Source organism: Pedococcus cremeus (assembly GCF_900111375.1).
Lineage (GTDB): Bacteria > Actinomycetota > Actinomycetes > Actinomycetales > Dermatophilaceae > Pedococcus_A > Pedococcus_A cremeus.
On sequence record NZ_FOHB01000007.1, the window covers coordinates 217,868 to 238,388 of the forward strand.

Annotated in this window: 16 protein-coding genes; 4 read left to right on the forward strand and 12 right to left on the reverse strand. The window is 65.8% G+C overall.

From position 1 onward, the window contains the following. Positions 1-486: 486 nt before the first annotated feature. Both BMW78_RS14845 and BMW78_RS14850 read right to left on the reverse strand, forming a co-directional pair. On the reverse strand, positions 487-1,548 hold the full coding sequence (locus BMW78_RS14845; protein ID WP_091761322.1) for an acyltransferase family protein: 1,062 nt from the start codon (positions 1,546-1,548) through the stop codon (positions 487-489). Positions 1,549-1,673: 125 nt separating this feature from the next. Continuing rightward, positions 1,674-2,207 (reverse strand): YbaK/EbsC family protein, encoded by a 534-nt coding sequence (locus BMW78_RS14850; RefSeq protein WP_245735886.1) that lies wholly within the window; start codon positions 2,205-2,207, stop codon positions 1,674-1,676. Between the two features lie 55 nt (positions 2,208-2,262). Between BMW78_RS14850 and BMW78_RS14855 the strand changes: the two genes are divergently transcribed. Next, entirely contained in the window at positions 2,263-3,324 is a 1,062-nt protein-coding gene (locus BMW78_RS14855) for an NADH:flavin oxidoreductase/NADH oxidase (protein WP_091761324.1), read from the forward strand. Positions 3,325-3,422: 98 nt separating this feature from the next. On the opposite strand, the gene BMW78_RS14860 is transcribed toward BMW78_RS14855, so the two are convergent. The 5 genes from BMW78_RS14860 to BMW78_RS14880 form a co-directional block, all read right to left on the reverse strand. Beyond that, the gene (locus tag BMW78_RS14860) at positions 3,423-5,126 is read right to left on the reverse strand and encodes a hypothetical protein (protein ID WP_143056269.1); all 1,704 of its coding nucleotides are present in this window, start codon (positions 5,124-5,126) and stop codon (positions 3,423-3,425) included. A gap of 159 nt (positions 5,127-5,285) precedes the next feature. Then, positions 5,286-6,221 carry a glycosyltransferase family 2 protein gene (locus tag BMW78_RS14865; protein WP_091761328.1) on the reverse strand — a complete coding sequence of 312 codons (936 nt, stop codon included), beginning with the start codon at positions 6,219-6,221 and terminating at the stop codon, positions 5,286-5,288. 122 nt (positions 6,222-6,343) lie between these two features. Then, on the reverse strand, positions 6,344-7,774 hold the full coding sequence (locus BMW78_RS14870; RefSeq protein WP_143056270.1) for a hypothetical protein: 1,431 nt from the start codon (positions 7,772-7,774) through the stop codon (positions 6,344-6,346). After that, positions 7,771-10,050: a hypothetical protein gene (locus BMW78_RS14875; RefSeq protein ID WP_218144370.1), complete on the reverse strand. Its 2,280-nt coding sequence runs from the start codon at positions 10,048-10,050 to the stop codon at positions 7,771-7,773. The genes BMW78_RS14870 and BMW78_RS14875 overlap by 4 nt, the downstream gene beginning before the upstream one ends. Positions 10,051-10,208: 158 nt before the next feature. Then, positions 10,209-11,066: a glycosyltransferase family 87 protein gene (locus BMW78_RS14880; protein WP_177180408.1), complete on the reverse strand. Its 858-nt coding sequence runs from the start codon at positions 11,064-11,066 to the stop codon at positions 10,209-10,211. Between the two features lie 200 nt (positions 11,067-11,266). On the opposite strand from BMW78_RS14880, the gene ahcY reads away from it, so the two are divergent. Then, positions 11,267-12,700, forward strand: coding sequence for an adenosylhomocysteinase (ahcY, locus tag BMW78_RS14885; RefSeq protein WP_091761336.1), 1,434 nt, complete (start codon positions 11,267-11,269; stop codon positions 12,698-12,700). A 112-nt stretch (positions 12,701-12,812) separates the two neighbouring features. On the opposite strand, the gene BMW78_RS21405 is transcribed toward ahcY, so the two are convergent. Together BMW78_RS21405 and BMW78_RS14895 are read right to left on the reverse strand one after the other, a co-directional pair. Beyond that, positions 12,813-14,138 (reverse strand): acyltransferase family protein, encoded by a 1,326-nt coding sequence (locus BMW78_RS21405; protein WP_091761338.1) that lies wholly within the window; start codon positions 14,136-14,138, stop codon positions 12,813-12,815. A gap of 25 nt (positions 14,139-14,163) precedes the next feature. Continuing rightward, positions 14,164-14,541, reverse strand: a complete 378-nt coding sequence (locus BMW78_RS14895) for a GtrA family protein (protein WP_177180410.1) — start codon at positions 14,539-14,541, stop codon at positions 14,164-14,166. 657 nt (positions 14,542-15,198) lie between these two features. On the opposite strand from BMW78_RS14895, the gene BMW78_RS14900 reads away from it, so the two are divergent. After that, positions 15,199-16,482: a hypothetical protein gene (locus BMW78_RS14900; RefSeq protein WP_091761341.1), complete on the forward strand. Its 1,284-nt coding sequence runs from the start codon at positions 15,199-15,201 to the stop codon at positions 16,480-16,482. Positions 16,483-16,772: 290 nt separating this feature from the next. On the opposite strand, the gene BMW78_RS21410 is transcribed toward BMW78_RS14900, so the two are convergent. The 3 genes from BMW78_RS21410 to BMW78_RS14915 all read right to left on the reverse strand — a co-directional run bounded on the left by BMW78_RS21410 (position 16,773) and on the right by BMW78_RS14915 (position 19,530). Next, positions 16,773-17,912 (reverse strand): acyltransferase family protein, encoded by a 1,140-nt coding sequence (locus BMW78_RS21410; RefSeq protein WP_091761343.1) that lies wholly within the window; start codon positions 17,910-17,912, stop codon positions 16,773-16,775. Between the two features lie 71 nt (positions 17,913-17,983). After that, on the reverse strand, positions 17,984-18,988 hold the full coding sequence (locus tag BMW78_RS14910; protein WP_143056271.1) for a Tad domain-containing protein: 1,005 nt from the start codon (positions 18,986-18,988) through the stop codon (positions 17,984-17,986). Positions 18,989-19,041: 53 nt separating this feature from the next. Further along, positions 19,042-19,530 carry a TadE/TadG family type IV pilus assembly protein gene (locus BMW78_RS14915; protein ID WP_091761495.1) on the reverse strand — a complete coding sequence of 163 codons (489 nt, stop codon included), beginning with the start codon at positions 19,528-19,530 and terminating at the stop codon, positions 19,042-19,044. 160 nt (positions 19,531-19,690) lie between these two features. Here BMW78_RS14915 and mtrA point away from each other — a divergent pair, with 160 nt between their 5' ends. Continuing rightward, positions 19,691-20,416 (forward strand): MtrAB system response regulator MtrA, encoded by a 726-nt coding sequence (gene mtrA / locus BMW78_RS14920; protein ID WP_177180412.1) that lies wholly within the window; start codon positions 19,691-19,693, stop codon positions 20,414-20,416. Positions 20,417-20,521 lie beyond the last annotated feature (105 nt).

Sequence of the window (20,521 nt, forward strand, 5' to 3'; positions counted from 1 at the left end):
CGGGGGGCATGATGGGACGTGTACTGGGTTTGATCGTCGGCGTCCTCTTCGGAGGGGTGGCCGGCATGTGCTTGGCGATCGTGCTCATCGGGCCGGTACTGAGCTCCCTTCCCCTCCAGGAGAGCCAGACCCTCGGTGTCGCCCTGCTGTTGGCGGGCGGATGCCCCCTCGTCGGAGCCGTTGCTGGGGGGCTTCTTGCTGCTCGCGCTGGAAGGACCTAGGACGGCGGGCATCGCGGCGCCGTCACTGGCAGGCCCCGCCCTCCAAGTGCGGAAAGCGGGATTCGTTACTGCGCCAGCTGGAGCTCTTGGGCGCCGGGTAGGTCGAGCAGCCCGGCAGACGGCTCGAGGAGCTTGCTGCCGCGGATGCCGCTGCCATGACGGTCACCGGGTTGGGCCCCGCCTAGCGTAGAGTCCCAAGCCACCTACGCCTGCTCTGGTCCATTCAGATTCGACGCCGAGTATCAGGCTGGAGGGAGTCCCATCGTTATGGGCCGCCCGCGGTGGCAGGAACAGTTCTAGCCATGCGACGGCCCTGGTGCAACCGCAGTCGCAGGATCGGGTGCTCGACAGCGTGCCAGGAAATGCTCGCCACGGCGAAGGTGCTCACGAGAGTGAACACGACGACAGGAAACCGATGGACGTGGGCCATGCTGAGCATCAGAGGGTGCCAGAGGTACAGGCCATACGAGATGCGGCCGGTGTAGCGCAAAGGCGACCACCCAAGTACGGTCCCGAAAACCCCGCCCGAGGTCGCCGTGAGTCGCGCAATGAGCAGGGCGGTCGCCAAGGACGCAGGAGCGATCAAGGCAATCGCAGCCGGTACCCCGACGGTGAGACAGCTCAGGGTGAGCAGAGTCGCTGCGAGTCCAGCAAAGAGGCCAAGCCGTGATGGCCTTGGCTCCTGGCGCAGCGCTACGGCCAACGCGCACCCGACCAAGATGGCGTCCGCGCGGGTGGCTGGGCTGAAGAATGACACCGGCCAAGGAGCCAACACAGAGATTGCAACCCGTGCCAGGCCAGACACTGCGGCCGCGAAGACGATGGTGGCTACTGGGTTGCGACGCATGACGAATGGGAGCGCCAGGGGCCACAGGAGGTAGAACTGCTCCTCCAGCGACAATGACCATGTGTGGCCGAGCGTTGACACGTCGACACCCATGGCCATCGCGATGTTGGTCCCATACGAGGCGGCGATCGCGACAGGGCTGAGGGTGACCCCGGCGGCCAAGCGCCAAGCAACTTCTGCACTCAAGAGAATCGCCAGAGCAGGCAGCAGGCGCCATGCCCGCCGCGAATAGAAGCGGCGCCGATCGATCCTGCCCGTCGCACCTCGCTCCTCCAGCAAAAGCGTGGTGATGAGGTAGCCGGACAGGACGAAGAAGATGGTGACCCCGATGGCCCCCATGGGTTCGAAGTTAGGGTCCACGGTGTGCGAAAGGATGACGAGCAGCACCGCCAGACCTCGCAGTCCGTCGAGCGCTGGGTTTCGACGCGGGGGCGCCATCGAGGATGGGCCGACGGCCACGTCCAGCAGGCCTGCGTTCATAGGGCAACAGTCTGGAGGCACCGGGAACACTTGGTTGCGCTATGCACTTTTATATGGCCGTTCGTACGACCTGCACGAAAGGCCGAGGGCGCCATACCTGCCTCATGAAGGGCGCCGTCTGATTCCTACACTGCCAGCTGGAGCCCCTGGGCACCGGGCAGTTTAAGTAGTCCGGCCGACGGTACGAGCAGCTTGCTGCCGCGGATGCCGCTGCCGATGACGACCTCACCGGCCGCAACGACGGCCGCGTCGACCAGAAGTGGCCAGCTGTCGGGAAGGCCGACCGGGGTGATGCCGCCGAACTCCATGCCCGTGAGCTGCACCGCCTCGTCCTGCGGGGCGAAGGAGATCTTGCGGACGTCGAGGTGCCGGCGAACCACGCCGTTGATGTCGGCGCGCATCGTCGCGAGCACCAGCACCGCGGCATACCGGACCTCACCGGCGCGCTTGCCGACCACGACCACGCAGTTGGCCGAGTGCTCCGGCGGCGAGGCGTAGGCCTCGCAGAAGGCGGCGGTGTCCGCCAGCGTCGGGTCGATCGGAGCCACCCGGGCGTCGGGCACGAGGTGGATCGACTCGGCGACGGGGGGCGCGAGCAGGGCGCGGGCCTGGTCCGCGTTGGCGGTCGTCCAGGTGAGGTTTCCGGCAGCAGGAGTCACGTCTCCGACCGTATACGCCAGGAATAGTCGGCTCCTGCAACGGGTTGCCGCCGTCATGGCCCGCACGCTCTTCGACCCCATCACGCTGCGCTCGACCGAGGTGCGAAACCGCATCTGGGTCTCGCCGATGTGCCAGTACTCGGCGACGGACGGCGTGGTCAACGACTGGCACCTGGTGCATCTCGGCTCGTTCGCGCGTGGGGGAGCGGGGCTGGTCTTCACGGAGGCCGCCGCTGTGTCGCCGGAGGGGCGGATCAGCCCCCAGGACGCTGGCATCTGGAACGACGAGCAGGTGCAGGCGTGGTCGCGGATCACTGAGTTCATCCGCTCGCAAGGTGCGACGCCGGGCATCCAGTTGGCTCACGCCGGCCGCAAGGCCTCGGTCAACCCGCCGTGGGTGCACGGCACAGCCGGACCGGACGAGGGCGGTTGGGAACCGGTGGGTCCCGACGGCAACGCGTTCGGTCGGCTGCTGATCCCTCGGGCCCTGTCGCTGGCTGAGGTGCAGGAGGTGCCCGGTCTGTTCGCCGCGGCAGCCGAGCGTGCCCTGCGCGCTGGCTTCGAGGTCCTCGAGATCCACGCCGCACACGGCTATCTGCTGCACGAGCTCCTCTCGCCGCTGTCGAACAGCCGCACCGACGCCTATGGCGGGGACTTCGAGGGACGCACCCGCCTGCTGATGGAGACGTATGCCGCGGTGCGTGCCGCTGTGGGGGAGGACGCGCCGGTCGTGGTGCGCCTGTCGGCGACCGACTGGGTCGAGGGCGGCTGGTCACTGGACGACACCGTGCAGGTGTCCCGGCTGCTTGCTGCTGCAGGAGCGGACCTCATCGACTGCTCGTCAGGCGGGAACGACCCGAGGCAGGAGATCACCGTCGGACCGGGCTACCAGGTGCCGTTCGCCGCTGAGGTGCGTCGCTCCGCTGGGGTGGCCACGGGTGCGGTCGGACTCATCACCGAGCCGAAGCAGGCGGCCGACATCCTGGCCGACGGGTCGGCCGACGTGGTGCTGCTCGCCCGGGAGCTGCTGCGTGAGCCGCACTGGCCCCTACGGGCGGCCGCAGAGCTGGGCGGCGAGGTCCGTTGGCCCGAGCAGTACCTCCGAGCCACGTGGTGAAAGCGACAGGGCATGTCACCGGGGTCGTCTGTCGTCGTCCCGGCTGGTGCGGGGTGTGAATCTCAAGTGTGACGATGAACCCCCAGCATTAAGTCGAGTTACCGTTCGCCCGTACTGGATGATGTGCAGCTGGCGTCATCTGATGTGGCGCTCGGCTTGAAGACAGAGATGCCCGAACCACCCGGGGACTGGCTGCCCGCGACCGTCGAGATCTTGCCAACAGCCTCGTAGCCACGGTCGTAGTCGAGTCCGAGAGCCTTCAGGACCGCGGTGTGGTCTATGGCCTTCCCGCCGCTGGAAACAAGCAGCCATGCCCCGCTTGCGACACACCGGTCTCGGGACAAGGCGTAGGTGGCGGAGGTCGTACTGTTCGGTCCGTCGTTAAGAAGCCACGCCTGGCCCGCGGCTCTGGCTCCAACCGCGTAGATGAAACCCGGCGATACTCCTGTGAAGTCGATGATCCTAGTGTCGCGGGTCATCCCATGCGATTGCATTACCGTTCGCATCGACGAAATTTCGGCGGCCTGATTCGGTGAGAGCCGCACTTCGCTGCTTCCCGGCCCCAGTTGGGTGGGAACGGTTGCCTCGAGCAAAGAGCCTTGATGATAAGGAAGCCAGATGCTGGCGCTGAGAAGGGTTTCCGTGATGAGCACTCCGTAGCCTAAGCAAGCTAACGACATGCGATTCCCCACCGAGCCACGGCCGGCGAGGGCGAGGCCAGCCGACATGAGCCAGAAGGTCGAAGCCCTGCCTGCCGAGCTCCAGTAGTTGTTGTTGGTCCCAAAGGCGTGCACCAACGGCAAGACGAGCAGAATCACGATGAACAGACGATCGGTCTGCGGCTTGGCGGTCGATACTCCTAGGGACGTGGTCCGTCCGATCTTCGCAAGCGCTACAACTCCGCCGATCAAGGTCATCCCTGGGAGTAGGCACAGAAGCGCGGAAGCATCGGTAATGCTCGAACCATCCCGACCGCTCCCCACCAACGCGAAGACCGCCACTGAAGACAAACCGGCTGCGACGATGAGCAGCATCGAGACGGCAACGCCACGGCGATCCACGGATGAAACGCCAGGCAGGCACCACGACGCCATGCCCAGGCAGGTGGCCGCGAGCAGCCCCATGAGAGCTATCGCCGGCAGCAGGACCACAGGGTCTAGGCGGATGAGGGCTGGATGATTGCCCAGAAGTTCGGTCACCTTCGCGCCTGCGGCAACGGTGTCGACAATGTGCGCGGGGGGTTGTCGCACGAGAATGGCGGTCCCCAGTCCTACGGCGGCAGCGCAAGCAAGTGCGACCGTGAGTCCCCGCAGGTACCGGCGGACGTCGGAGAAGCTCACGAAGATGATAAGGATGCCAAGGACTGCGGCGGTTGTGGGTTTGGCACCAAACGCGACCGCCTCGCCGATGCCCGCGACTGCCCAACCCAGCCAGCCCCTGAGTCCCGTCGAGTACAAGCCGGGTCCCAGCCCGGCTACGGTGATGGCGACAGATTGGAGCGCCAGACTGTTGTACGAAGGGCTGATCGGCATGCCCGCGTAAATGAGAAGGCCCATAGCGCCTGTCCCGCCGGCCAATGCCAAGCGGAGAGGTCGCGGGGGCGCCTGATGGCGCGAAGGGACGCCCACACCTAACACCACCCACCCGGCAACCGCGCAACAGAGAAACGTCATCGCGATTCCAGCTGCGCGCACCCGCGCCACGTCGGCGCCAAGAACGTCATACAACGGGTGGTAGATCCAACCGAACAGCAGCACGGTTGACTTGTCGTCTCCCGGATGGCTGATCGCGTTGAGATACATCCCCTCGTCCGTGAAGTCGTACCCTCGACTGATTGCCGGGAGCGTGAGAAGCGGAGCCACCACTATGACGACGGCGGCAAGGCCGTATATGAATGGACTTGGACCAGGCCTGTGGGCAAGGGCGGTTCTCATAACCAAACGGAGTTGGGCCACACGGACTCAGCGGGCTGTGTTGTCCTGGATGTCCAGGACCATGGCGTAGATCAACATGTGAAATCCGCTGAGAAGCGGAGCCACAGCGAGGACCACGGTGCCCGCACTGGCGGTCGCTGGCCCGAGAGTGTGGACGGCAGTCCAAAGGCTGATGGCCAGACCGACGCCAGTGAGCACGAGGCCCCCGAACAGCATGAGGGCCACGGCAGAGAAGGACTGCAGGACGTACTTCCACCAGATTCGGGACCAGAAGCCGCGAGCCAGGTGGCGAACCGCCCGCGGCGCCTGCTTGCGCAGGTTTATGCCGGAGACTTCGTCACCGTACTGCGCCGGGATGGCTACATCGACTGCGCGAACGCGCTGGATGTTGAGGTGGATGAGTAGATCGTTCTCGAACTCATACCGCCGTTCGATTTGGGACAGGTCCAGTCGCAGCAGTGCCTCACGGCTGATAGCCGTGTAGCCGTTCAGTGGATCGAAGAGGTTCCAGTAGCCCGAAGCCGCCTTGGTGAGGAACGAGAGTGCCAGGTTGCCGAGGATCCGGTGCCTGGGCATGCCGGCGAAGGAACCCTTGCCGTAGAAGCGGTTGCCCTTGGTGAACTGCGCCTCACCTGAGGCGATCGGGTCCAGCAGGGCAGGCAGGTAGTCCGGGTCCATCTGTGCGTCGCCAGCCATGACAACCGAGACGTCCGCATCGAGCACGAGCGCCTCGGCGTGGCCGGTCAGGATTGCCCCACCAACACCTTGGTTCTCGATGAGGGTGATCACTTGCGCCCGGGAGTCGCCCACCGCCTTCGCAGCCTCGGCTGTGCCATCAGAGCTGGCGTCGTCGACGACGATGATGTGGTCCACAAAGTCAGGCATGGTCGACACGGTGCGGCCGATGAGCCGCTCCTCGTTGTGGGCGGGCACCACCACCGCGACCCGGAGCCCTCGGTACATGAATCCCTCCTACCGGACACCAGCACGGTAGGAACCGGTCCGCAGGCAGGGAAGGCCATGAGGCGGGTTAGGGATGTTCGGCGTGCTAAACCCGACCAAACGGCCGATATGGGGCTGACTCGTCACGGGGCGATGAGGAGGACGTAGCCAGCGTCCCTGCCACGCTCCTGCCACCCGTTTGTGCGAAGTGCATCGACCAGGGGGAGGTGCTGCTCGACGATGGCAGCTGCAGGTGCGAAGTGGGCGAGGCCCTGCTCCCAGCCGCGTCGGGCCGCCATGACGTCAAGGTAGTCCCGCGCCGAACTCGGCCCGTACAGCTCCACCCTGGTGTCAGCCGTCTGCGCGATGCCGGGGTACCTATACATGAGCCATCCGCCGAGAAGATCGGAGTTGTAGACGACGGTGCCTCGCGGCATCGCCGCGAGGGTGCGGTCGAACGCGTGTGGGACCCCTGTCTGGTTGCGAGGACCACCCGCAGCAAGCGCCGCCGACAAGGCCACGGCGAGAAGCGCTGCCAGGCCCAGAAACCCTCGCTCGCCCCTTGACGCGGCCATCCACGGCCGGCCAATCATGGCGTTGAGCGCCGATGCCGCGAGCGGCGCGATGACGATCGCCCCCACCGCGACGGTGCGCATGCTGCTGACACCCCAGGCGAGCGCGACCAGCCACAGGGCCAGCGTCGTCCATGAGAAGGTCCTGCGAGCCAGGAGCCACCCGAGTGGCACCAGGAGCAGCAATGTGGCAGTCGCGATGACCGAGGGTGTGGGCGTGGTGGGCAGGCGCCACTCCTGGATGTAGGGACTCACCGCCCGCACGGCGCGAAACGACCCAAGCAACGCGGGACCGACGGGGGTTAGTACCGCAAGAAGCGCACTACCCGCAGGAATTGCCGCGAGTCGTACTGCCGCCCGGAGGTCGATGCGGCGGTCCAGCGCTAGACCGGCAACGGCTGCGATGCCGACCGTGATGCCGACGACCCAGGTGCCGTGCGAGCAGGACCAGACGTACGACACGGCCATTAGCCACCACCGCGGTCGGACGTCTGTGGTGGTCCGCAGCCACGCGTCCAGGGTCACGGCGAGGAGGGCGAACCCGACGAGCTGGGGGCGAGGGCTGAGACTGTCTGCAGTGCCCAACACGGCCACACCGGCGACCAACGCTGCCGGGAGCCCGCCCGCTTGGCGCCGGCACGCGGCGTAGAGCAGGAGGCAGACGGTCAAGCGCCCCACTTGCGCAAGCCACGCTACGGCGGCGAGTCCTCCGACATGGTCGGCAGCAGCGAAGATCAGTTCGGGTAGCCACTGGTTGAGTACCCACGGACCGGTGGTGAACCGGGAGAACGGGTCTGGACCGCTGAACTGCCAGGTGTCCCAGAGGTAGCGGCCTGCCAAGACATGCCACGGAGTGTCCGGGTCGGAGATTCCCGCCGCGGCGTGTCGAGATAGTGAGAGCAGGAGTAGGCCGAAAGCAACTGCGGGTGCCCACTTGAGCAGGTTGGGTTCGGCGCGTTCGGCCGCCGCCCGCGAAGTCGCTTTCTGGACCGAGACGGTCATTGGAGCGACCTCGGGCTGGCGGCGGCGAACTGCTGCAGGCTGGCGGCGTTGACCACCCCATTGGCGTCGACCCGCAGGTTCGACAGCCGCAGTGCGGCGACGACGGACCCGGCGGTGCCGGGAACTGACTCGGCTCTGCCGTCGGTGGAGACCTCGACCCGCGTCGAGCCCGGTTGGACGGTCAGAGCCAGCGACACCAGCTCTGAGCGGTTCGCGGACACCGTGACCCTGCGCTGGGCTCCCGGCGCCGTCACCACAACTGTGCGCTGGGTGGGACCGATGCCCTCGAGCCGAAAAGTCAACGTGAGGGGACGAGGCCCCCTGCCCATGTTGGCCAGGGTGATTACGGTGGATGGTCCGGTCCACTGGAACGGATCGGTCCCGCTCGTGTCAATGAGCGATCCCGCGGCGCTGACGACCACCGGCTGGAGCACCGCGTCGCGGCGCGAGTGGTCGGCGCGCAGCCGCCGCAGGTCGTACGCGTCGAGCGCCTCTGGGACGGCGCTCGCTACCGGTACGCCGGCAACGCGTCTGATGTCGGCGCTGGGGTCGTCGCCACCGGCATACCCATCACGGTCTACCTCGACCGCGCAGAAACCAGCGGCCGCGATGTCGTCAAGCAGCTGTGGTGTGCGGGCGACGGGCAGCGCGAGCTGCCAGTCTGCGCGCGCGGTGCCACGGATGGCGCCGTAGCTCCACGACAGCCCCTTAGGGGCGAACGTGCTCGGAAGGAGGTGGTCGTAGTCGCCCATCCGCCCCGGCGGTGGCTCCTCGGGAAACGAGACGACTGGTAGTTGGAACACTGGGCAGTCCCCGACCTCGCGATGAAGTGCAACTGTGTATGCCGTGAGGTCGGCGGTGCGGTGCCGCAGCGCCTCATAGTGTGGCGCCGCAGCGGGACTCGTCTGGTCGAATACGCCCACGAGCGTGACGATGGCGGCGAGCGGCCAGACGAGTCGGCGGCCCCTTTGTGCCCCAACCCGCGTGAGGGCGAGACCGACGACAAGCAGGCCCAGCAGTCCGACCAGCACCACGAACCGAGACCATGTCCGGATCTGGGGCGTGACGAAGAGTGCGACGAGTGACCCAAGTCCGCCCCTTGTGTAGAAGCCCAGGCAGATGACGGCGAGGGCAGAAAGGAGTCCGGGCAGCGGACCCACACGACGGCCGGTGAGCAGGGCAGCGAACGTCGTCACAAGGAGCGCTCCAAGGCCGACGAGGGCGACTACGCCGAGGGCAGGCCGTTCAACGCTGGGCGTGGTCGCGACGCCGTAGGCGTTGGTGAGGAAACGCAGCGGCTCGCTGCGATGCTCGTACCAGGGCAGAACCAGGTCGATGAGTCTGCCTGCATACGTCTCGGACTCGCCGATGACGCGCTGGGCCGGTAGGCCTCCGGTGACCTGGTCGCCAGCCCGGCCGCGGGTCACGGCGACGAGCGATATCGCGCAGAGTCCGCCGACCGCCGCGGCCACCCCAGCCCCCGGTAGCAGGTTACGTGGACGTGTGCCCGTGACCAGACGCAGAAGGAGCACGCCGCTGATGAGGAGCAGGGTGAAGGCGACGTAGTAGACGTCGGCCAACCCGACCGCGACGCCCATGGCTATGAGCCGCATGGCAGACCAGCGGGCGGCCGTGGCGCCAGGACCGCGCAAGTCTGAGAGCTGGGGCCACAGCCTGTTTCCTCGGGCCACCTCGACGACGAGCCAGAGTGCGAGCGGGACCATCCAGTACGCCGCGAGCCAGAGATGGGCGAACCAGACCTGGTGCCCGGGGAGCACAGCAAAGAGCACACCTACGACAACGGCCCCGGGGCGGCCAACCCTCAGGTGGCGCGCAAGCCAGTAGGCGGACAGAGCGGCGAGGGGAAACTGCGCGATGAAGAAAAGGGCACTGACGGTGGCCGGGCTGCCGCCGAACAGGCCAAGCAGTCGGATCGTGGCGAAGTTCAGGACGTCGGCGGTGGAGTGCCAAGACGGGTTGAGGCCGTCTGGCGCGCCAATGCGGGACGTTGGGGCGTACCAGCCTTGCTCGAGGATCGTACGCACCTGCATGAGCACATAGGACGCGTCACCGTCGAGGCCCATGGGAAGGCCCGGTCGCCACTGCCACAACCGCAACGCCTGAGCTGCTGCCGCCAGGGACGACACCGTAACCACCAGGGGGCCAGCGAGGGGGTCTGCCCAGATTCTGCGTCGCCGAGAAGGGACGCGGGCTGCCGCGGGGCGCCGAGCGGTGACGCTGGCAAGGTGGTCCTTGGGGGCGCGCGTCACGGTCACGCGTAGAAGTATGCGTTGGTTCGTCCCGGGTCGGGCGTGGCCGCGCGGAAGGGAGCCAAAGGGACGACCTGCCCCCGGTGGTGCAGCTCATGGTGGACTGGGACAAGCGGGCGGACGACAGGGACGACAGCAGGGGTACGGGGATCCCGACGCAGTCATCAGCCTTGGTCGCCTGGGCTGCGGGTCACTTCACCCCGTACGAGTGGCGAGAGCAGGTGATCCTCCGCCGCAGGTTGCATGCGCAAGCGGGGGAGTGCCGCAAGCAGGGCGAACGAGCCCATCCCTACGACCGGAGTGGCGAGCAGCATGACCGGCGCCAAGACCCAAGGCCGGTCCCGTCGGGCCCCCCAAGCGAGCAGCACAAGCGCCACGGGCAGGCGCAGCCACAATGGCGGGACGAACGCCAGGCTTGCCGCGCCGGTGTCCCCGCGATGCGAGGTGAGGAAGTCGAACCACTGCCTCCACAGGTCGGGGGCGCTGGCGATCGACACAGCGGTAACGGCGGCGAAGGCGGCGGCAAACCCAGTGAGTCGGCCCCAGTCCCCTCGGATCAGAAACCACAAAGGGCCCGGTGTTGGCAGTACCTTCGTCAGGGCGGCCAGTACCCACGGCCACCCTCTTCCCAGCCCGAGGACGGCAACGACCGCCAGTAGCCAGTAGATGTTTCCCGACAGGATCTCGGGGGTGAATGCGAACCACAACGGCAAGCCCACCGATAGTCGGAGGGGTCGCAGCAGCCAGCCGGTGCCGACTGCGGCTGCCCCCACGAACAGAGCACAGAACGCCGGCCAAGGCAGGTGGGCGAGCGGCCAGATGAGTTGCGCGAAGGCAGGGCTGTAGTTGTAGGCGTCGATCTGGCCCGGAGGGACGTCGTACAGGGAGCCGGGCCACGCGAGAAAATAGGCGTGGGCGTCCCATCCGAGCCCGTGCCGAAGCGCCCCGCGGACCGCCACGTACGTGTCTGCCACCCCGATGACGATGGCGAGGTCGCGCGGCAATCGGTCGCGTACTGACACAGTCCCCACCGTGGGCACGCTAGCGGACGAGGGCCTTCGCAGCCCGAAGGCCGCCACCCGTCGGTCCGTTCGGTTGGGGTCCGCGAGCGTTGCCCCGCTAGACTGGAGAACTGCCGGCGTGGGTGATAACCCGCTCAGCGCGCCCAGATGGGCTACGCCGGGTCGCACACCGAACAAGTCAGACCCACAGGAGTATCTCCATGTCTTTTGACTACAAGGTTGCCGACCTGAGCCTCGCCGAGGCCGGCCGTCACCAGATTCGCCTCGCCGAGCACGAGATGCCCGGCCTCATGGCCCTGCGCGAGGAGTTCGGCGAGAGCCAGCCCCTCAAGGGCGCCAAGATCGCCGGCTCGCTGCACATGACCGTGCAGACCGCCGTGCTCATCGAGACCCTCACCGCCCTCGGCGCCGAGGTCCGCTGGGCCTCGTGCAACATCTACTCGACCCAGGACGAGGCGGCCGCGGCGGTCGTCGTCGGCACCGGCACCCCGGAGGCGCCCGCCGGCGTGCCGGTGTTCGCCTGGAAGGGCGAGACGCTCGAGGAGTACTGGGACTGCACCGAGCAGATCCTCACCTGGCCCAACGGCGACGGGCCGAACATGATCCTCGACGACGGCGGCGACGCCACGATGCTGGTCCACAAGGGCCGCGAGTGGGAGGCCGCCGGCCAGGTGCCCCCCACCACCGAGGAGGACTCCGAGGAGTTCGGCGTCTTCAAGTCGCTGGTCCGCAGGACCCTCGAGGCCGACGCCAAGAAGTGGACCAAGGTCTCCGAGGGGATCAAGGGCGTCACCGAGGAGACCACCACCGGTGTCCACCGCCTCTACCAGCTGGCCGAGGCCGGCAACCTGCTCTTCCCGGCCATCAACGTCAACGACTCGGTCACCAAGTCCAAGTTCGACAACAAGTACGGCTGCCGCCACTCCCTGATCGACGGCCTTAACCGGGCCACCGACGTGCTCATCGGTGGCAAGGTCGCCGTGGTCTGCGGCTACGGCGACGTCGGCAAGGGTTGCGCGCAGTCCCTGGCCGGCCAGGGCGCCCGCGTCATCGTCACCGAGGTCGACCCGATCTGCGCCCTGCAGGCCGCCATGGAGGGCTTCCAGGTGGCTCGTCTCGAGGACGTCGTCGACACCGCCGACATCTTCATCACCACCACCGGCTGCTACGACGTCATCACCGCCGAGCACATGCAGCAGATGAAGAACAAGGCGATCGTCGCCAACATCGGCCACTTCGACAACGAGATCGACATGGCCGGACTCGCGAAGGTTCCCGGCATCACCAAGACCCAGATCAAGCCGCAGGTCCACGAGTGGACCTTCGAGTCGGGCTCCTCGATCATCGTGCTGTCCGAGGGCCGCCTGATGAACCTCGGCAACGCCACGGGCCACCCGTCGTTCGTCATGTCCAACTCGTTCTCCAACCAGACGATTGCCCAGATCGAGCTCTGGACGAAGCCGGGCGAGTACGAGAACAAGGTCTACGTCCTGCCCAAGCACCTCGACGAGAAGGTCGCGCGCCTGCACCTCGACGCCCTTGGCGCCAAGCTCACCGAGCTGACCAAGGGCCAGGCCGAGTACCTCGGCGTCGATGTCGCCGGCCCCTACAAGCCGGAGCACTACCGCTACTGAGCCCGCCGGTTCAGGAACGCACCGGTATGCCGCCCGCTCACCCGAGCGGGCGGCATACGCATCTCTCCGAGCCTCACGTGAGGGTCCTTGCTTCGACCGTTTCGCGTCGTCGTCACTGCCGTGCGGGAAGCGCTGGCCGCTCCAGGCAGATGAAGCTGATCGTCGTGACGAGTGCGATGAGGGGGACACCAAGAAGGAACATCGGGATCAGGCCATGGCCTCCGACAGCGCGCCACACGAACCACATGACCGGCACGTGCCAAAGGTAGAGACTGTAAGAGCGGACCCCCACGGTGACGAGCGGTCGCAGCGCAAGGACGCGAAGGACCGGGTGGCGGTGATGCACTCCGTGGATCATCACCGCCGCAGCCAAGGCGGTTGCCGGTAGGACGGCCACGGCGTAGCCCCAACTGGCCCCGTACCCGGGCAGGAGCACAAATATCAAGACCATGGCGAGTCCTGCGTATGGCCCTGGTCCACTAGTAATGAGTGCGGGCCCCGCCCAGTCCGACTCGTGTGCGAATGCGAGGGCTGCGCCAACGCACATGACGCCCACGTTGGACAGGGGGACCGAATAGAACTGCTCATGATTCAGCGGCAAGGCACAGATGTAGAACCCCGCAGCGGCGCACAGCATGATTCGGCCCAAGGCGTCGGTGCCCGCCCCTCGACGCCTTGCGACTAGCACCGCCAAAGGGAAGGCAAGGTAGAAGAGCCACTCCGTGGTGAGGCTCCAGGGAGGTTGCAGGGCCGGGTGGACCTCCCAGCCAAAGAGGGAACTCAGTCCCGTGGTCTGCGTGGCCGTCCGGAAGGCCTCGCCCAATGCCCGTTGGCGCGGCATTCCGTCCAGCCACAGGAGGAGTGGCACCACCACACTCATGGTCACGATGGCTGGGCCAAGCCGAACCGCTCGGCGCCGGACGAAGGCACGGTAAACAGCCCAACTATGCCCTTGGCGGACGGTGACCCGCGCGATGAGGTATCCGGAGAGGACGAAGAAGACTAGGACGCCCATGCCGCCCAAAGGGCACCATGGGAGAGCACCCCAGTAATCTGCGAAATGGGTCAGGACAACCGCCAGAGCGGCAAGTCCTCTCATCCCATCGAGCGCGGGTGAGCGGTTCAGGTGGGGCGGCCTAAAGCTCTCACGGCTGTCTTCCTCCACCTTTGTCGGGCGGGTAGAGACGTCAGTCGACCCCAGGCAAGGGGATGTCGGAACCCGCAGTTCCCGCTCGGCAAGCGTGAGGCCGACGTCCGAGTCGGCAGCAGTGCAATCGCTGGCACTGATCTCGGCTGGGCACTGACTGGGTGGCCGCCTGTGGGTTCCTTCTGCGGTCATGGATGAACCTGTGGCGGGAGATCGGCATTCGATAGCAGCGCCTTGCAAACGCCTTCCCGCCGAAGCAATACGCCTATACGTCGATCCACACCTGGGCATCTGGGCAGCGCCATGGACGTGAGAGTCATTGGGTCTGGCGGAAGATCCACGCGCGCATGCCTGCGAAGCGGAGCAAGGTTGAGCCCGCCATCGACAAGGCGACTACGACAACCTGGGTGAGTGGCCGAGGGGCCGCCGAGACGTGGTGAAGAAAGCCCAGAGCTGCCGATGACAGCCCCCAGGTAATGAAGAAGAGCACGAACGCTTGGAAATGCTGGCGCACCACAGCCGTGCTTCCTCGGATCCCGAAGGTCCACCGGCGGTTGGCAGCCGTGTTGGCGACCGTTGCGACGGCCAGAGCGATGAGGTTAGCGAGCTGGCTCTTCTCGACAGCACCCAAAATCACAGTAAACAGAGCGAGGTGTGCGAGAGTGCTGCCGACTCCGACGAGTGCGAATCGCACGACACGACCGTCAGTAGATTTCCGAGCCCGTACGAAACCGATCTCGGCCGGCGCCGGTACCGCGGCCATGCTGTCTCCCGTCCCCGTGGTCTGTATCCTGCTGAGGCTAGGCCGGGCCAGTGCCAGTCTGGGCGAGGGCCTGGGAACGGAACCGAATAGGGTAGCCAACCTAGGCCGAACGGACGATCGTCGCTGAAAGCCGCCTGTTCAATGAGGAGCCAGCACTCCTGTCGCAGGCATGTCGCATAGCCTCCCATCATGGTCAGACGAAGGGGGGACCAAAGAGCGCGAACAGGCCGGAACGCGGCGCGCGTGCTCGCGGCCGTTCCCGACGTATTTCTTGCGGTTCTAGCCGTCTCCGTCGCGCTGGGCGAGCTCTGTGCGGTACTAGGTCTTCGTCCCTTCGCGACTGCGTTGGGAAGTAGGCTGTTCCTTCTTGTCGTGACGTTATTGGCCGCATCCGCATGGTTGCCATACCCGCAGCGGGTGGCAAGTGCGTCATCCCTGAGGGGCTTCCCCGTTGCCCCGTGGATCCCGGGGCTCGTTCTCGTTGGGTATGCCTTGGCCACCCGTTTGGTGCCGCTGGGGGAGCGATCCGAATGGTTCCTCAACGGGGACCACGTGCGACACCTGCTTTACGTGGCAGAGGAGCGAGCGGTGGGAAACCTCTCGTATGCCGACCAAAGCTACCCGCGGGCGTGGCACACCCTCGTTGCTGCGGTGTGGTCGTCGACCGGGGGCGGACTGGACCGGGCTGGTTTGCGATCCCTCATCGACGTGCAGGCGACTGCAGCCTGGTGTCTGCCAGCCGTGCTGAGCATCGCTATGGGGGCGCTCGCCCTCCAAGCTGCGAGGCGTGCGGGCCTGTCCGCGGCCCATGCGAGCACGGCCGGGTTCCTCGCTGCCACCATGGTGCTTTGGCCGCCTTTCCTGTCTGCCTATCAGGCTCTCGGTTTCGAGAACTCGTTCGTAGGGGCGATCGTGCTCGCGGTGGTTGCGCGGCACGCGATGGAGCCGGCTGAGACGCGCATTTGGCCATTTGTCGTCGTGCTCATGGGCATCGTTGTCTGTGCCAACGCTTGGCAGCTACTGCTGCCGGCGCTCGGCGTCGCCCTCGTCCAACAGGTCAGGCGGCTCGTCCGGTTCGCACGCGGAGCACGCTTCGCGGTTGCGGTCATCTCGAGCTTAATCGCTGCGGTGGTGGCCCTCCCCGGGATCCTCGCTGTCGTTCGCGATGTGGGCATCAACCATGCGGCGGACGCCGGCGTTAAGGCGCCCGTGCCCGTGACGTTGGTGCTTGGGGGGTTACTTTGTTGCGGTGTTCTCGCGGTGCGCTGCCGAGGCGACCGCTCTATCACTCTGCTATGGGTGATGACCGCCACGCCGGCGCTCACCGCCATCGCAGTCGCTTTGCAAGCGAGGATCGGTCTCTTCGTCTACTACCCGAGTAAATTGCTGTGGCACTCCGCGGCGCTCGGACTCGGCCCGCTCGCTGCTGTGGCCGTCATGGCTTGGTCAGCGCTGGCCGGGCACTCTATGGGCGCCGTGGCCCGCCCAGCTCGGGTTCTCGGCACGTCAGCGGCTGCCTTGGCAGTAGCGTTCGCCTGCGTCAACCCGGCAGGAGCCTTTATTGGTGCCTGGTCGACGGTTCGTGGCCCCGAAGTCCTGGCAGCCGTCACTTCCCCAGAAGCCGCGAACGCACAGGTGGCGTGGCTGGGCGTCCCTCTCGACGACACCATTAGCCGAATTCTGTTGGACTTCTACAGGGTTGACCGCACCTCAGCCAGAACACCCCAGCCGCCGCTGAGTGTCACCGAGGAGTGCAGCCTCCTCCGCGAGGCGGCCCAACCGACGGTCTTGTCATCGGCCTCGCCGCCCCTGGTCCAAGCCAGGTACGCCTGTGTCCCGAGAATCCGTGTTGTACGGGCCTCGGCGCCCTAGCTGGTCCCCGCCTTCCTGTCAGCTCGCGACGAATGGACGGGCAGAGGTGGCGTCGAAGCCCGAACTCGCCGAGGCAAAGACACAAGCAGCTTCGGCAAAGCCGAAGCCTGGCCCACTTCGTGGCACCTTCGAGCTACGTTCGTTACGCGTCCAGGGGGTGTCACTACTTGGCTTGTGGTTTCTTCCTGAACTGATTCGAGGCACGCCGAGAACAACGCCATCCCTTCGCTGCGTACGGTCATACGAAGGAATTCAAGCCGGCAATGTTGTGTGAACTCAGGGAGAAGATGTCACGGACCTTGGCGCATTCCCCTTGTTGCGAGCCCGCGCACGGGCCGTCGAAGGATCGGTACTTCGACGTAACGCCAGGATGCGGCCGCCAGAGCAGTGCTGAGGCACAGAGTGAGAATTGCCCCCAACACGTGCGGGACTCTCGCGGCGAGGATTATGGCAATGGGAAAATGCCAGAGGTAGACGCCGTAGGAGATGCGCCCAAGTGCTGCTATGGGCCCTCGTGCCAGTGCCGTCGCTGCACGGCTGGGACGCCTAGAGGCAGACACTGTGGCTGCCCAGCCGACTACCCCGGCCGAAGCCAAGGCAACAGGGAGAAGGGTCCATGATCCCTGGGGGCCCAAAGGGAGGCTCAGAGCCAGCACGCAGGCTGCGTAAGAGGCTATGCGGCCCAAGGGCCAATCCGTCAGGTGGGGGAGGAAGAACGCCAGCATTGCGCCAATGATCAGCGCGTCTGCTCGCGTGTCCGGTCCAAACATTACGCGTGACGACGGCGCACCGCTGAGTGTCAACCAGGCACGAAGCCCCACGCAAAGGATCAGACCCAGACAAAGCACCAGAAGCAGTCGCCGTCGTCCTCGCGGCAAGAGGACGGCCATCAACATGGGCCACAGCAGATAGAACTGCTCTTCCATCGAGAGCGACCACATGTGTTGCAGCAAGTGCATGGGGAGGCCGCTGATGGCCGCGAAGTTGGCTACATACGCGAAAGACGCAACGACAGGCCACAACGAGTCGCCCGCCACCTTGTGAGCGGCGCTAGTGAAGAGCAGGAAGATCAACAGAGCAGGAGCTAGGCGCCGGGCACGGCGTACATAGAACGCTCGAATATCGATGCGCCGGTGATCTTCTTGTTCCTCCAAGAGTAGCCGCGTGATGAGAAAGCCAGAAAGTACGAAGAAGAAGGTAACCCCCACGGTGCCCGCGTTAGCGCATAGCGGCAGAAGGCTGTGACCAGCGATCACCGCTGTCACCGCCAGCCCTCGCAAGCCGTCAAGCGCTGGCCTTCGGCCAAGCCGGTAAGTCTGAAGGTCCTGGGCGCTTTCCTCCGGCACGGGCGGCGTGGCTCCGGTCCCGCCTGAAGGCTCGACGTAACAGCCCTTTCTCCCAGGGTTCACCCCTGAAGCGAGCCCCGACATGTTTGCTGACAATACTCCGAACCTCGCACGGTCAGGCTATGCGGCGACAAAGGATCTGCCGCCGCAGGCACCTAGTTGACAAGTCCCGTGGCCCAAGCATTGTAGGCGGTGCATTGGATGTTTCCGATGCCGCAGAGGTTGTTGATGTCTCCAACGGGGCTATACGAGACGTACTGCACTTTGATGTTGCCATCACCGTCGTAGCTGATGAGCTTCAGCTGGATGAAGGCGATGATGGTGTAATTGGTATTGGCGCCATTTCCGGAGATCTTGTTATAGACGGGGAATGCGTACGTCTTTCCCAGGACGGCGCTCAAAGGTCCAGCCACGTTGCCCGAGTTGATCTTGTTTCCAGGCGCCCCATTAACGGTGAGCGTGGGGGGAGTGCCCGTGAGTGTGAGGTCCGCCTTGCAACCATTGGAGATGTAGGACCCGATATCGGTTGCGCTGAGTCCGTCCCCGCAGTTCAGCCACCCCCAGTTCCCTGAGCCGTTGCTGCCAGCCGAACAGTCCGCGTTCCAGACCTTGTCGACCGCGATCGTCTCAATCGGGTACGGGGAGCCGGCTAAGGTCGCATTGTTGGCGATCTCATCGGCTTCGGCCTTGCAAATGGCCAAGGGAAACACTCCGCTTACTTGGCGCGCCACGCCGAGGGCGGCGCTCCCGTCCTTGTCGGCGTGCACAGAGGAGACGCCGACCATGCGGCCCAGCGACGTGGGCACGTCACGCTGGACGCGAACTGTGGCCTTGAGCATGCCGTTGTCATCGGCGTTACCGTTCTTGTCCAGGCATTGCAGGTTTATGGACACGGAGATGTTTCCCGACGTGGTGTCGAGGCCGAACGGCCCGTTCTTGTCGACCTGCGCCTTGGCCAGGGTCAGAGAAGCGCCCGCATCGTTGTCCACGATCGTGCGGCAGTTGGTCGGGACCGACGGCTGCGCGTTGATCATGCTTCGCTTGGCGTTCACGATCGCCAGAGCAGCACTGTCGGCGCCGGTGCTGAAGGCCCGCGCCTGGGCGTAGGTCATGCCGAAGTCCAACGTGAAGGCAGCGAGGATGAGCAGCGGGATGGTCATCAGGGCGACGGTCACTGCGACCGCTCCGCGTTCCCGCCCGCGTGAGCTGGACCTCAGCTGTACTCGCACTGGAAGACCCCCTGGCCGGTCAGATTAATGGGATTCATGTAGGGCAGCGGGAATGGAGGTTTGGAGGGATAGGTCGCCACCACCCTCAACTGCTGGCCCACCGTGGAGCCAGTGCAAGGCTTGTTGCCCCCCGCACTACATGCGGACCCGACGGGGCTGCCGCCCGAGTCCAAGCGCTCAACCGTGGGTACCACTGATCCGCTCGCCAGACCCACCGCGCCACTTTGAAGACTGGTCTTGACCCTGTCACCGATCTGAGTGCACGTGAGACCGTTGCCGGCAAGGTCTGTGACGACGCCAGCCCGGGCAGCGTCCCGGGCGGAGTTGTTGAGGGCGATCTGCTGCGAGAAGACAAACCCGAAGTCGATGATTCCACCAACGAGCAGCACCAGAATGGGAACAACGAGGGCGAACTCGACAGCAGCCGCCCCGCGGTCTCTGCGTCGTTGATGCCTGGGGTGTCGCCAGCTCATGTCTTGTTCCTCTGCCTCCAGGACACGGAGTCGTGCGTCCACGGGAATCCTGCCGTTCGCCCGGTCGGGCGGAAATCGTCCGTTCGGCCAGAGGAGGGCAACCGAACGTTCCGCATGAGCGACTGGGATGTCGCGTGCAAGCGTCCACCCCGACTGTGTGATGATTCGTGATGAAATCCGTTGGTCCCAGGTGGGAGGGCAGACGCACGTGAAGGGTCGCGTACTCGTCGTCGATGACGACCTGGCTCTTGCAGAGATGCTCGGAATCGTGCTTCGCAACGAGGGTCTCGAGGTGTCACACGTCGCCGACGGCGCCGCCGCTGTGAGCGCCTTCCGTGAGGCCAAGCCTGACCTCGTGCTCCTCGACGTCATGTTGCCAGGGCTGGACGGCATGGAGGTGTGCCGACGAATTCGTTCGGAGTCCGGGGTGCCCATCGTCATGCTGACCGCACGGACCGACACCGTTGACGTGGTGGTTGGTCTCGAGTCCGGCGCCGACGACTACGTGGTCAAGCCTTTCAAGCCGCAGGAGCTGATCGCCCGGATCAGGGCGCGGCTCCGTCGTGGTGACGAGCCGGAGCCGGAGCGTCTCGAGATCGGTGACCTCGTGATCGACGTGGCCGGACACTCGGTCAAGCGCGACGGCCAGGCACTGTCGCTGACCCCCCTCGAGTTCGACCTCCTCGTGGCTCTCGCTCGCAAGCCGTGGCAGGTCTTCACGCGAGAGGTGCTGCTGGAGCAGGTGTGGGGCTACCGGCACGCCGGTGACACCAGGCTCGTGAACGTCCACGTGCAGCGGCTCCGCTCAAAGATCGAGCACGACCCTGAGAAGCCTGAGATCGTGGTCACCGTGCGTGGTGTCGGCTACAAGGCAGGCCCGAGCTAGCCATGACCGGGTCGGCCAGGCCTCACCCGGGGCCGACCTCGCGGTGGAGGGCGACCAGCTCGCGCGGGATCGAAGTCGCACGACAGGCAGGTCGTGGCCTCCGGC

What these genes read in the sequence shown, in the direction of transcription:
- BMW78_RS14865 (WP_091761328.1), bottom strand. Translation starts at nt 6,221, where the DNA reads ATGTACCGAGGGCTCCGGGTCGCGGTGGTGGTGCCCGCCCACAACGAG.
- BMW78_RS14855 (WP_091761324.1), top strand. Translation starts at nt 2,263, where the DNA reads ATGGCCCGCACGCTCTTCGACCCCATCACGCTGCGCTCGACCGAGGTG.
- BMW78_RS14870 (WP_143056270.1), bottom strand. Translation starts at nt 7,774, where the DNA reads ATGACCGTCTCGGTCCAGAAAGCGACTTCGCGGGCGGCGGCCGAACGC.
- BMW78_RS21410 (WP_091761343.1), bottom strand. Translation starts at nt 17,912, where the DNA reads ATGTCGGGGCTCGCTTCAGGGGTGAACCCTGGGAGAAAGGGCTGTTAC.
- BMW78_RS21405 (WP_091761338.1), bottom strand. Translation starts at nt 14,138, where the DNA reads ATGCCCAGGTGTGGATCGACGTATAGGCGTATTGCTTCGGCGGGAAGG.
- BMW78_RS14915 (WP_091761495.1), bottom strand. Translation starts at nt 19,530, where the DNA reads ATGAGCTGGCGACACCCCAGGCATCAACGACGCAGAGACCGCGGGGCG.
- BMW78_RS14860 (WP_143056269.1), bottom strand. Translation starts at nt 5,126, where the DNA reads ATGTATCTCAACGCGATCAGCCATCCGGGAGACGACAAGTCAACCGTG.
- BMW78_RS14910 (WP_143056271.1), bottom strand. Translation starts at nt 18,988, where the DNA reads ATGACCATCCCGCTGCTCATCCTCGCTGCCTTCACGTTGGACTTCGGC.
- mtrA (WP_177180412.1), top strand. Translation starts at nt 19,691, where the DNA reads ATGATTCGTGATGAAATCCGTTGGTCCCAGGTGGGAGGGCAGACGCAC.
- BMW78_RS14845 (WP_091761322.1), bottom strand. Translation starts at nt 1,548, where the DNA reads ATGAACGCAGGCCTGCTGGACGTGGCCGTCGGCCCATCCTCGATGGCG.
- ahcY (WP_091761336.1), top strand. Translation starts at nt 11,267, where the DNA reads ATGTCTTTTGACTACAAGGTTGCCGACCTGAGCCTCGCCGAGGCCGGC.